Here is a 13,756-nt window from a genome sequence, read left to right as displayed (position 1 = left end):
AGAAAACCATTGGAATTTATTCGGCAACAAAACCAACAATTTGCCCTAATTTTAGCGCCGAATAATTATTGCCGATTATGATTCTTTCTCTTCAAAATGCTTTTGTACGACGCTACGATACGGTTGTACTTTCAGAATTAAACGTAGAAATTAAAGCGGGCGAACAGTGGGCAATCGTGGGGGAAAACGGTAGTGGAAAATCTACATTATTGGAAGTCTTGGCGGGGAAATGGCCGATTTGGCGCGGCAAAATCGCTCATGCATACGGTGATGTATTGCTTTCAAAAGTTGCGGAGTTAGTTCCTTCCGATTATTCATTCAATCGAATTGTGAAATCAGCGGCGCAATATTATCAGCAACGTTTTCATAGTTTTGAAGCCGAAATTGCCCCAACGGTTAGGGAAGTGCTGACCAATCAACTCAAGCCCGTTGGCACAGTAGATGAGCATTCGGTGCAATTGCCCGAATCCGATATTTCAGAAGAGACTCTGCTAAAAACTGCCCGATTACTTTCCATTGACCATTTGTTGGAGCGTCCTTTTGTGACCCTTTCGAATGGTGAAACCCGACGCATGTTGTTGGCTCGGTCGTTACTCAAAAAACCCAAGATTCTTTTGTTGGACAATCCGTTTTCCGGTTTGGATGTTCACTCGCGTGATGTTTTACGCGAAGCATTAAAGGAACTAAAGCAGGAAGGGATTCCTGTCATTTTTGTGACCACTTCGGTAGAAATACCTGAAAGTGTTACAACTATTCTGGAATTAAAAGAAGGGAAGATTATACGTCAAACTTCGGATGGTCCGTTGCAAGATTATAAATACAAAGGAGCGGTGACCACAGACCCTAAATCCCCATTAGAAATAAAGGGAAATAGACCCTTTCAGAGTGACAAAGCAACAGCTTCCCAACATTTTGAATTTGCCGTTAATCTGCGAAATATCAACGTTACGTATGGCAGTAAAAAAGTATTGGTCAATGTAAATTGGACGATCAGGAAAGGGGAGAAATGGGCGTTGGTTGGGCCAAACGGCAGCGGCAAATCCACTTTATTGAGCCTTCTTACTGCCGACAATCCGCAACGCTTTGCCAATGACTATGACCTCTTCGATCTCAAGCGCGGCGGAGCCTCAATGTGGGATGTAAAGAGCAAAATAGGCCACGTTTCCCCCGAGTTACATTTATATTTTCCACAGGAAACCACCGTTTTCAAAACCATCGCTTCCGGTTTTTTTGACGCCACGGGCGTTTATTTTCGAAAATTGACCGAAGAGCAAATCGAACGTACGTACGTTGTGGCTGAATGGCTGAATGTGACCACATTATTAGAAAAACCGTTTAAAAACATTTCCAAAGGACAACAACGCTTGGTGCTTTTGGCTCGAGCATTGGTTAAAAATCCGCCGCTTCTGATTTTGGATGAGCCTTGTCAGGGACTGGATTTTGCTGCCGTTGAGCATTTTAAAGCGGTTGTTGATACCATCTGTGATACTCCCGAACACACACTTATTTACGTGTCTCATTATCCTCACGAAATTCCAAGTTGTGTCACACAAACATTGAGATTACAGGATGGCGAAGTAACTTATTGACCACTTTCTATCAAATGGTTTGTACGGAATACCCGAGAAGGTTGCCCTCTACGCGCATTTACCAAAAAGAGCTGATACGTTCCTTTTTGAAGAAAACATGTTGGAAGCTCGCCCGTAAAACCGGGCTTAAAATACTGTTGTTTGGTCAATAACTGAATCGGGCCGGTTTTAATGGCCGTTGCCGAAATGAAGTATTTGTGTTGGTCATTTTTTAACATCCACAACCAAGCCTCCCCATTATTCAGGTTAAAAGTAAGCGTATCTGTTTTTACTACTCCTACCCGAATGCATCTGCCGGATTCGCCCGAAATTGTTCCCCATTCAATCGTAGTCGGAATGACAGGGGCTAACGAGTCTGTCTGAAGAGAAGAGACAGTCACCAAAGGCAATTCGGGTTGGCATAATCTATTTTTGATACTTGTTGATTGATAAATTTCAGGTAAACCGCTTTGTGATTTCCAGTTCAGGTACAGTAAATTATTATGCTCCATGTTGTAACTATCGGCCCAAAATTTCTGATAATCCATATAGCGATAGCCCCAATCACGGTAATACGATAATGCTCCAACCCCTATACTGATCGCTAATGAACCGATAAAAACCCGGTGAACGACAATTCTATTATTTTGTAAATAAATCACTAAAATGAGATACCCAATTGCAACCATCAAGGCAGAATAGTGCCGATAGCGACCAAGCAACGCAGAATCAACGCCAACAGGTTCAGTGCGAAGAAGGGCAACGGCAGCAGCCGTTAATAAAACAAACAACGCAAACGCCGTTAGCTTGAATATTGTTGAATTCCAATAGGGAGCCTGTTTAATGGCCTTAATGTTTACAATTGCCAAGACAAAAAGCAGCAAAGCACCTAAAATCGCTGCCAGCCCTTTAAAACTACCTGAAATAAAATCGCCGTAACCGCCGATAAACAGGCAAACACCCATCAACCACTTTAAAGGATTGGTTTGCAGGCCATAGGTGTTATCCGGTGTACCAAGGGATTTTGTCCACCAATAGCCTCCTAAAAATAACGCCCCTAACAACGCCCAAACGACGATTCTACCCATCGAAACACGCTGTAAGATCAGAATACCCAACCCAAGTAAGATACTTAAAAGGCCGTTTCCGTTAGAAAAAGTGGCTCCTGCCGCACAGATGAACGCCAACGTGAAACTCCAATTACTTAGCTTCTTTTTGGTATTTATCAATAAATGAATGGATTCAAAGGACAGCCAAATAACAACCATATTTGACCAAACGGCCATCGGCCAAAGCGCCGTTTCCGTAAATTGAACCTGAAAAAGAATGAAGGGAACGGGCAAAAAATAAAGCGGGGTACTATTGGCCTCCCTGGCACTCACATACAGCAACCACGCTATCCGAACCCAGCACAAATTGCCAAACAGAATCATCATTCTAAGATCAACACAACCATTGAAAATGACTTGCAAATAGGCAACTATTTTGGCCGGCAAAATAACATGCTCACGAAAAGGGGTAAAGAAAAGGCGCAATGCCTGCTCGTCAAAAGGGAAAGCCCGGTTGATGAACGCAAAGATTGTAGGGAGATCGTCCTCGTTGGCAAATGGAATACTGAAGCGGTATAAATACAAAAAGAATACAACGATGGGTATTCCGGCAACAATGGAGAAGAGAATTCTTTTGGGCATAGGCTTTAGTATAAAACCCGGTGGATCTGCGTTTTATTTACTGCAAATCCACCGGGTTTTGAAAAAGGTCAGCCCTTCATATTGGGGCCGGTTTTGCATGAGGCAAATATACAAAACCAACCAATGTTACGACATAATTTTACCCATTCTTCGGTTTTGCCTTTTTGGCGTCTATCACCGTTTGAAAAGTACTCACCCCGGCTGCGCCGAAGAATCCAAGTGCTTTGCGTCCGTTTGGATTTATATTATTGATATTGGTAAAAATATTGGACGGTGCCGTAGCAAAAAGTCCGCCGTTGGTCGATTCAATGCGTACTTGATTCAGGAAATAATAACCTGCTAACGATACACTTTGCAATTCTACTTTGACGGTATCTTTTTCAAGCGCAAACTCCAATTGAGGTACTACCGACTGCCGAATCGGTAAAATAAAGATCAGACCATCACTGTTAGCGCCGGGACTGAATGCCGCATCATAGGCCGTCGAAATATCACTTGCTTTGTTATAATACTTACCGTTTCTGTAAGATTTTATCCAATAACAATCTCCTTCGCCGGTAAAATCCCGCGCAAAAAATTCGGGTTTGTATCCCTCTTTTGGTGAGCCGTCGGAGGGCGCAACGGGAAGTTTATCAAAAAAATACGTCATGGAATCGATCTTGGGCACCCGGTTGAGTTTGCTTACTGCCGTGTATTCTTCTGTACCAAACTTTACATTTAAGGTGTAAGTCCCTCCTACTCTGCCGAGTGTATCTTTGGCAGAAGTAGGCTTCCATACATAATAGCCGTTGTTCTTTACATCTTTAAACGTAAATACCTTGCCTTTATCATCGGTCACGATTACGGATGCATTCAAGACGGGTTTAGCAGGAGTATTATCAAAATAGGGAGCAGATTCCGTCAAACGAATGGTGTGCTCAGTGGCTTGGTTAGTGACCCAACCATCTACAACCAATTGCGAGTTGCCTGATTTAATGTCTAAATCAACGACGTCTTCACAACTTGTCAGAACAACAAGGGAAAGCGAAAAGAGGAATAATTGAGTGAATATCTTTTTCATGGCAATGGTTCTATTGTCCAATGTTAACTGTGTGATGATCAAAATTTAAAATTATAGGTCACGGCGGGAATTACGCTTCCGATGATCGAATAGCGGACGGCCTCTGTTTTGAGGTTGTCGTCTTCATTTTGACGCACATACGTTGAGAAAGGATTGCGGCGATTGTAGGCATTATACACACTGAAAACCCACTCGCCCTGACCTTTGCCAAACAATTTCTTCTTTGATTTAAGCGTAGCACCCAAATCCAGTCGGTGATAGGAAGGAATGCGAGCGGCATTACGCGAATCATTCACGTTTTGCGGCAATGCCCATCCGCCCCACTCAAAGCGATTGGTCGGAAACGAAGCCGGCGTTCCGGTATTGAATGCAAAATTGGTTGAAAAACTCCAACGTTCGTTGAGTTGGTATAAACCTACCACCGACAGATTGTGTGTTTTGTCAAAACGAGCCGGGAACCAACCATTATTATTGATTCCTTCCACTTTACGTTCGGTACGAGCTAAAGTATAACTCATCCAACCCGTCAGTTTGCCACGATTCTTCTTTACGTAAAACTCTGTGCCATAGGCGCGTCCATTGCCAAACAGCAGATCACCTTCGAGGTATTTGTTCAGTAACAGATCTGAGTTTCGAACGTAATCAATTTGATTTTGCAGTTTTTTGTAATAGACTTCTACCGAAGCTTCGTACATATTGTCCTGAAAATTCTGAAACCACCCTAATGCTACCTGATCGGCAATTTGAGGTTTAATGATCTTTGAACTCAACGTCCATACGTCAAGCGGAGAACTTGCTGCAGTATTGGACAATAAGTGCAGATACTGCGCCGTACGGTTGTAACTGGCTTTGATCGAAGTGGTTGTAGAAAGTTCTATTTTTGTCGAAAAACGCGGCTCCCAGTTCCCATATTCATTGATAACGCCGGTTTCGAATTTCTTTTCCGAAATGGGAATCTTGCGTTCTCCTTTGACGATTTCCTGAAATTCAAAACTTGTCCCCGGGCCTAAATTTCGAAAATACGAGTAACGAATACCATACTGAAATGCCAACCAATTGTTGACCTTTTGGTCATTTCCTATGTACAATGCCGACTCGTCTGCATAACGCGCATCAATGCTGATATTGCGCGACTCGCCACTTGAAATCGCTAATGCAGTACCCGGTTTGGAATTATAATGAAGATACTGTCCACCGAAAGTAATTGTGTTATTGGGCGTAAGATAATACGTAAAATCAGGCTTAATGCTCCATGACTGAATGTTTGAGTTCCACTTGAACTTATCACCCGTTTTGCTCGTATTATTGCGATCCGATTCCAAGCCATACGCATAATTTGAATAAAAAGTCGTTGCATTCAGAAAGAGTTTGTTATTAAAGATGTGATTCCAACGCGCCGTGGCGGTTTGGTTGCCCCAATCAAATCCAAAATCAGCCCCAAACACATCCCGTCCAAAATAGCCGGATGCATAGACGGTATTTTTATCGTCGATGCGATAATTTGCTTTTGCTGTTAGATCATAAAAATAGAAACGCGAACCTTTCAGGTCACCGCTTAAAAAAGGCTTTGCCAATACATCAATGTACGATCTGCGTCCTGCGACAATAAATGAGCCTTTTCCTTTTGCAAAAGGTTGTTCATAACTCAATCGCGAAAAGATGGTACCGATTCCGCCGTTGATTTCAGTCTTTTTGGAATTTCCTTCTTTCAATCTAACGTCCAAAATGGAAGAAATACGTCCACCATACTGCGCAGGAATACCACCTTTGACCAACTTTACATCTTTAATGGCGTCGGGGTTAAATACCGAGAAAAAGCCGAATAAATGCGAAGAGTTAAACACAGGCGCTTCGTCCAGCAAGACCAGATTTTGGTCAATATTTCCACCGCGCACGTTAAACCCACTTGCCCCCTCTCCTACGCTCGTAACGCCCGGCAAAAGCTGGATGCTGCGTACTAAATCTACCTCTCCCAATAAAGCCGGCATTTGTCGGATGGTTTTCATTTCCACCTTATTGACCGACATTTCAATATTCTTTACATTCTCATCTTCTTTTGTGGTCTTAATAACGACTTCCTGAAGTTTAAGACTCTCGTCTTTAAGCTCAATGTTAAGTTTTAAGTCGGCCGTTAGTTCTATTTTTTTCTCAATTTTTTCGTAGCCGATGTAATTGAATACCAACGTATAAGTACCCGTCGGAAGATTTAGGGCATAATAACCATAATCATTGGTTACGGTTCCGTTGCCGATTTCGCGCACGTAGACTGATACGCCGATCAGGCTTTCGCCGTCGGAAGCATCTTTAATATACCCGCTGACGGTCTTTTTCTCCTGACTGTATGCCCACGTAATGGTAAAAAGAAATAGAAGAAAGAATAAGCATTGTTTCATAGCTGATGGTAGGTTGACTGATTGTTTTCAAAATGACATTTCATGGGTGCATTCCCCCTATATAAAAATAAAACTTAATCTTGTGTTTGTACTTTTCCTATATAGAAACATAGCAAACCTACTGATTTGTTTAAAAAAATAAGATAAAATTGGGATGAACTGCCTTAAAAACGGCGTAAAAGGGAAAAATGGCGGTATTAAAAAAAGCAAAAGCACCGTTTGAGGCAGTGCTTTTGCAAAATTTCATAAAAGAAGTATTAATCCACGACCACTTCATCCATTGCAATGGTTGTTGGTCGGCCTGCCGATGGGTGTCCTTCCGGAGCGGGGCCGGCATTTTTGGCACGAACGCGTATGTAACGGGCACGAGCCGTTTTGAAATCTGCCACTACCGGCAAAATTTGCCAAGGACCTTCCAATTGATACGAAACGGGCTGGGCAAGTGCATCTTTAAAACTTTCGCCATCGCGAGATAGGCCGATTTCTACCGAAGTTGGCGGAAAGACATTGTTCATGATCACTTTTAAGAAATTGGCTGATACCTTAGTTACGGGCTTTACTTCACCCAGATCAATCGTGATCTCAAAATCTTTCCCCGACATCCGCACCCATTCTGCGCTGTTTCCGGGGCTTTGCGCCACTTGTCCATCGGTTAATTTCTTTTTCTCTGTATCCACTCCTTCGGCAGGTGCATTGGCGTAGGTATAGGGTTTTCCTTTGGCGCGGTGAATGAAAAATTTCTCTTCAAACTTTGCTCCTGCGGTCGTAATTGCCTTTATCGTCGTGATTTTATCCAGCGTAATAGGCATTACGTATTCTGTTGAACTCGTTGAAGGTTCTTTACCGTCTGTCGTATAATAAATCTTACTGTCTGAATCCAACTTTTCCAGACGCACCTGCAATTGCCCCTGATTGTTGAACTGCGTCACGGCTCGAACATCCAGAATCCGCTTTGAAAAATTGACTTTTAGGTAACCCAAGCGTTTCAGATGTTCTTTCAAGCGTGTCGCAAAATCTTCAAAATTCTTGCCGCCTGACGGCACCCAAGCTACTTCTGCAATGGCAGTAGCGCGTGGAAATGTCATGTATTCTACCTGCGCGGGGTTGGGCATGTATTCGGTCCAAACATTCCCCTGAACTCCTAAAATATACTTTTGTTCTTCTGCCGAAAATTCAGCTCCGGGATCATATTCATACACTTTTTCAATGGGCAAATATCCACCGATAGCCAACGGTTCTTTGGCAGGATTGGCCTGATAATAGTCCAGATAATAAAAGGTCGTTGGTGTCATGATGACGTTGTGCTTTTGTTTGGCAGCTTCAACTCCGCCTTTTGTTCCACGCCAACTCATTACGGTCGCATTGGGGGCCAGGCCTCCTTCCAAAATCTCATCCCAACCGATGATGGATTTACCCTTAGAATTGACAAACTTTTCGATGCGTTTGATGAAATAGCTCTGCAACTCATGCTCGTCTTTCAAGTTCAGTTTTTTGATCAGATCTTGGCAAAAAGCGCTCTGTTTCCACGCATCTTTAGGACATTCGTCGCCTCCAATGTGAACGTATTTGCTCGGGAATAAGGTAAAAACTTCCGTCAATACATCCTGTAAGAACGTAAAGGTTTTCTCGTTAGGACAAAATACATCTTTCATTACGCCCCATTTGGTGGCCACTTCGTAATTTTTGGAGGGCTCACAACCCAACTCAGGATACGCCGCCAATGCCGCTGTTGCATGACCGGGCATTTCAATTTCGGGAATAATGGTTACGTATTTAGCCTGTGCATATTTCACTACATCTTTAATCTCGGCTTGTGTATAAAAACCGCCGCTTTCCTTACCATCAAACTTCTGCGGATAATTTTCCGAATACTGTCCCACCAAAGATTCTTTGCGTTTTGAACCAATTTGAGTCAGTTTTGGGTACTTCTTTATCTCAATACGCCACCCTTGGTCATCGGTCAAATGCCAATGCAATACATTCATCTTATGCACTGCTAACAAATCAATGTATTTTTTGATAAACGAAACCGGCATAAAATAACGCCCCACATCAAGCATCAAACCACGATGCACAAAACGCGGCTTATCCTGAATCTGACACATAGGCATTGACCACGAAACATTATCAACGGGCACGGGACTAAATACGGCGGCCGGCAATAGCTGTAAAATGGTCTGTAATCCATAAAAAGCACCTTGGGCTGTGGCGGCCTCAAGCGTTACTTTATCGGCACTTACAAGGAGTTTATAGCCTTCCGGTCCTAACCCCAGTGCTTTATTCTGCCGAATGTAAATAACGTTTTTGGCGGTTGGAGCAGCGGTTGCGGCGATGGGTAATGTCAGTTTTGAAGATGTTTTAATGGTGGTTGCCAAACTTTGCGCGATGGGCTTCAATAAAACATCTTTGGCCGTAACAATGATTTTGGTTTGCGCATTTACTTCAAATTTTCCTTCACCGCCGTTGAACTGTGCCGGAAATGGAATCAGATTAAAGGTATTTTCCTGAGCTTGAAGAAGTGTAACGTGTAAGAGAAAAAGTGTAAAGAAGAGAATCGGTTTTTTCATGCTTATAGTAAATCGTTGGTAAAACAAAGGAACTAAAAAACGGTCGGAATTGGAAAAAAGTATTCTATCGTCAGAAGCAAAAAAAACGCCCCAACTAAAGTCAGGGCGTTTTTTACTATATAATTGAAAGGGAAACCTATTAATTCGCCAATTCGCGTTTGCCACGGCGTGAACCGCTGCGCTCGCGTGACTCTGTCACTGTTTCGAGTTCTTCTTTCGAACCAATGATAAGTTTCTGGTAACGACGGGCACCTGTACCGGCAGGAATCAAGTGACCTACGATCACGTTTTCTTTCAAGCCTTCCAATGTATCGCGTTTTCCACGTACGGCAGCTTCGCTCAATACTTTAGTCGTTTCCTGGAACGACGCCGCAGAGATAAAGCTTTCAGTACCTAAAGATGCCTGCGTAATACCCATTAAGGTTGGTTGTGCAACCGCAGGCTTGGCATCGCGAGCAGTAACCAAACGTTGGTCACGGCGTTTGAGCGTTGAGTTCTCGTCACGCAAACGGCGCGCTGAAATCAACATACCCGGCTTGAGGGATTCAGAATCACCGGCATCTTCCACTACTTTCATATCAAGTACACGGTCGTTTTCTTCGCGGAATGTCCACTTATCAACGGCCTGCATTTCAAGGAAGTTAGTATCGCCCGGATCCATGATCTCAACTTTTTGCATCATTTGGCGTACGATACACTCAATGTGCTTATCGTTGATTTTTACCCCTTGCAGGCGGTAAACCTCCTGGATCTCGTTTACAAGGTACTCCTGTACGGCGGTTGGCCCTTTGATCGAAAGAATATCACTTGGTGTGATAGCTCCGTCAGAAAGTGGCTCGCCTGCTTTTACGTAGTCACCGTCCTGTACCAGAATGTGTTTCGACAACGGCACAAGGTATTTTTTACGGGTACCGTCTTTCGATTCAATGTTGATCTCACGGTTACCACGTTTGATGATACCGTAAATAACTACACCGTCGATTTCAGATACTACCGCAGGGTTAGATGGGTTACGAGCTTCGAACAATTCCGTTACACGTGGCAAACCTCCCGTAATATCGCGGGTTTTACCCAACGTACGCGGAATTTTTGCCAACGCCTGACCTGTTCTTACCACAGCGCCATCTTTGATTACAAGACGGGCACCAACCGGTAAGTTATAGATCTTCTCTTCGATATCGGTCAAAAGCGGACTCTTACCTTTCACCAAGATACCCGGGTTTTTGGTACGGTCACGACTTTCGATAATTACCATCTCCTGGAAGCCTGATTGTTCGTCGATCTCCTCACGGAAGGTAATACCTTCTTCGATGGCTTCGTATTCGATCACCCCGTTAAATTCTGACAAGATAACGGCGTTATACGGATCCCAGTTACAAAGTTCTTGGCCTTTGGTCACTTTTTGTCCTTCTTTTACCAACAATGTAGCCCCGTAAGGTACGTTGTTTGCAATAAGCACTTGTCCGTTGGTTTCGCTTACGATACGAATTTCTCCCGAACGACCCATCACGATCGTCACCGGATTTCCTTCGTTATCGGTCGACTCAACCGTACGCATATCTTCAAACTCTACTTTACCGTCAAATTTGGTTTTGATCGAGGCTTCCTGTGCAATGTTCTGCGCCACCCCACCCACGTGGAATGTACGAAGCGTCAACTGCGTACCAGGCTCACCGATTGACTGTGAGGCAATTACCCCAACAGCTTCACCGTTTTCAGCCATACGTCCCGAAGCCAAGTTACGTCCATAACATTTCGAGCAAACACCATTACGGGTTTCGCACGTTAATACTGAACGAATTTCAACCGTTTCAATGCTTGTTTCGTCAATTCTTGCGGCAATTTCTTCCGTAATTTCCGAACCTGATGCAATGATCAATTCTGCCGTAAGCGGATCAAGAACGTCGTGTACCGTTACACGACCCAAGATACGCTCTGATAACGGCTCTACGATATCCTCGTTGTCTTTCAAAGCAGAGATTTCAATACCACGTAAGGTACCGCAATCCTCTTCGTTAACAACTACGTCTTGAGCTACGTCATGCAAACGACGCGTCAGGTAACCTGCATCGGCCGTTTTCAAGGCAGTATCCGCCAAACCTTTACGAGCACCGTGGGTAGAAATGAAGTACTCCAATACGTCAAGACCTTCTTTGAAGTTTGACAGGATTGGGTTTTCAATGATCTCTCCTACGCCACCCGCTAAGTTTTTCTGTGGCTTAGCCATCAGACCACGCATACCACCCAACTGACGTACCTGCTCCCGAGAACCACGCGCTCCCGAGTGCATCATCATATATACAGAGTTGAACCCTTGTTGGTCATTCTCCAATTGCGTTAAGAGCGTATTGGCCAACTTGGTGTTGGTACGCGTCCAAACGTCAATGATCTGGTTGTAACGTTCGTTTTCAGTGATGAGACCCATCATGAAGTTGTCCATTACACCTTGTACTTCGATTTTAGCGCCGTCAATAAGCTGCCATTTTTCGTCAGGGATCTTGATATCACCCAAACCGATTGACAAACCGCCTTTGAACGCCGTCTGAAAACCTAAGTGTTTGATCTCATCCAAGAACTGAGCACAACGCGCGTTACCCGCAATTTTGAATACATGACCAATGATCTGCTGCAATTTTTTCTTTGTCAACAACTCATTGATATATCCTACTGATTCAGGTACAAATTGGTTGAAAAGGATTCGGCCGGCTACAGTGTCGATCAATTTCTTTTCCAACGAACCATCTTCGTTACGGACAGTTACACGGCATTTGATGTGCGCATGTTTTGACAACTTACCTTCGTTGATGGCAATGATCACCTCGTCCGCTCCGTAAAATACATTTCCTTCGCCAATGATTGGAATCTCAGGAGTTGACTTACGGCCTTTGGTTACGTAATACAAGCCCAACACCATGTCTTGTGAAGGTACTGTGATCGGCGCTCCGTTGGCAGGGTTCAGGATGTTGTGAGAAGAAAGCATCAACATAGATGCCTCTAATACAGCCTCTTGACCCAATGGTACGTGTACCGCCATCTGGTCACCGTCAAAGTCAGCGTTGAACGCTGTACATACAAGTGGGTGCAACTGAATCGCTTTTCCTTCGATCAATTTAGGTTGGAAAGCCTGAATACCCAAACGGTGAAGTGTTGGAGCACGGTTGAGCAACACAGGGTGTCCTTTCAACACGTTTTCCAAGATATCCCAAACCACAGGATCTTTACGATCAACGATTTTCTTCGCTGATTTTACCGTTTTCACGATACCGCGTTCGATCAACTTACGGATAATGAACGGTTTGAATAACTCAGCCGCCATGTCTTTAGGAAGACCGCACTCGTGCAATTTAAGCTCAGGGCCTACCACGATAACTGAACGTCCTGAATAGTCAACACGTTTACCCAATAAGTTTTGACGGAAACGACCTTGTTTACCTTTCAACATATCTGAAAGGGATTTCAAAGCGCGGTTACCTTCCGAACGCACGGCGTTTACTTTACGGCTGTTGTCAAACAATGAGTCAACTGCCTCTTGCAACATCCGTTTTTCGTTACGCAAAATCACCTCAGGTGCTTTGATTTCGATCAAACGTTTCAAACGGTTGTTCCGGATGATCACGCGACGATACAAGTCATTTAAGTCAGAAGTCGCAAAACGACCGCCATCCAACGGCACCAATGGGCGCAACTCCGGTGGAATCACAGGCACCATCCGAATCACCATCCACTCGGGGCGGTTTTCGATACGGGTATTGGCATCGCGAAGGGCTTCCACTACTTTCAGACGTTTCAGCGCTTCCGCTTTACGCTGTTGTGAGGTATCATTGGCTGCATTGTGGCGCAGCTCGTAAGACAATTCGTCCAATTGTGTGCGTGACAATAACATTTCCAATCCGTCTGCACCCATCTTAGCGATGAATTTGTTAGGATCAGTGTCAGGCAACATTTGGTTTTCGCGCGGCAGTTTGTCCACGATATCCAAGTATTCATCTTCGGTCAGAAAGTCCATTTTATTGACTCCGTCTTCCGCTTTGATACCCGCTTGAACAACTACATAACGCTCGTAATAAATGATTTGGTCCAATTTCTTGGTAGAAAGACCCAAGAGATAACCGATTTTGTTTGGTAAGCTACGGAAATACCAGATATGAGCTACGGGCACCACCAACTCAATGTGTCCCATCCGTTCGCGGCGTACTTTTTTCTCCGTTACTTCAACACCGCAACGGTCGCAAATAATACCCTTATAACGAATGCGCTTATATTTACCACAGTGACATTCCCAGTCTTTTACCGGTCCGAAGATGCGCTCGCAGAAAAGTCCGCCCATTTCAGGTTTGTACGTCCGATAATTGATCGTTTCGGGCTGGGTTACCTCGCCGTATGAGCTCTCCAAAATAGACTCCGGCGAAGCTAAACTGATGGTAATCCTTGAAAAGTCACTATTGATTTTCTTGTTTTTCTTGAATGACATTTCGGA

6 protein-coding genes are annotated in these 13,756 nt (G+C 44.0%); 1 reads left to right on the top strand and 5 read right to left on the bottom strand.

The window, feature by feature from the left end; translation table 11 throughout:
• The first annotated feature begins 77 nt into the window (after window positions 1–77).
• Window positions 78–1,589 (top strand): ATP-binding cassette domain-containing protein, encoded by a 1,512-nt coding sequence (locus ACQY73_RS19960; RefSeq protein WP_428654154.1) that lies wholly within the window; start codon window positions 78–80, stop codon window positions 1,587–1,589.
• Here ACQY73_RS19960 and ACQY73_RS19955 read toward each other — a convergent pair.
• From ACQY73_RS19955 to rpoC, 5 genes are all read right to left on the bottom strand, one after another.
• Window positions 1,583–3,259, bottom strand: coding sequence for a hypothetical protein (locus ACQY73_RS19955; protein WP_428654151.1), 1,677 nt, complete (start codon window positions 3,257–3,259; stop codon window positions 1,583–1,585). The two genes, ACQY73_RS19960 and ACQY73_RS19955, sit on opposite strands and share 7 nt — an antisense overlap.
• Before the next feature lie 139 nt (window positions 3,260–3,398).
• On the bottom strand, window positions 3,399–4,319 hold the full coding sequence (locus tag ACQY73_RS19950) for a DUF4249 domain-containing protein (protein ID WP_428654149.1): 921 nt from the start codon (window positions 4,317–4,319) through the stop codon (window positions 3,399–3,401).
• Between the two features lie 38 nt (window positions 4,320–4,357).
• Window positions 4,358–6,712 (bottom strand): TonB-dependent receptor, encoded by a 2,355-nt coding sequence (locus ACQY73_RS19945; protein WP_428654147.1) that lies wholly within the window; start codon window positions 6,710–6,712, stop codon window positions 4,358–4,360.
• Between the two features lie 257 nt (window positions 6,713–6,969).
• Entirely contained in the window at window positions 6,970–9,279 is a 2,310-nt protein-coding gene (locus ACQY73_RS19940; protein ID WP_428654146.1) for a glycoside hydrolase family 20 protein, read from the bottom strand.
• A gap of 139 nt (window positions 9,280–9,418) precedes the next feature.
• Window positions 9,419–13,750, bottom strand: a complete 4,332-nt coding sequence (rpoC, locus tag ACQY73_RS19935; protein WP_428654144.1) for a DNA-directed RNA polymerase subunit beta' — start codon at window positions 13,748–13,750, stop codon at window positions 9,419–9,421.
• Window positions 13,751–13,756 lie beyond the last annotated feature (6 nt).

This window comes from Runella sp. (assembly GCF_965279615.1).
GTDB lineage: Bacteria > Bacteroidota > Bacteroidia > Cytophagales > Spirosomataceae > Runella.
The sequence above is the reverse complement of the archived record's forward strand: the minus strand, read 5'-3'. Positions and strand labels throughout refer to the sequence as shown.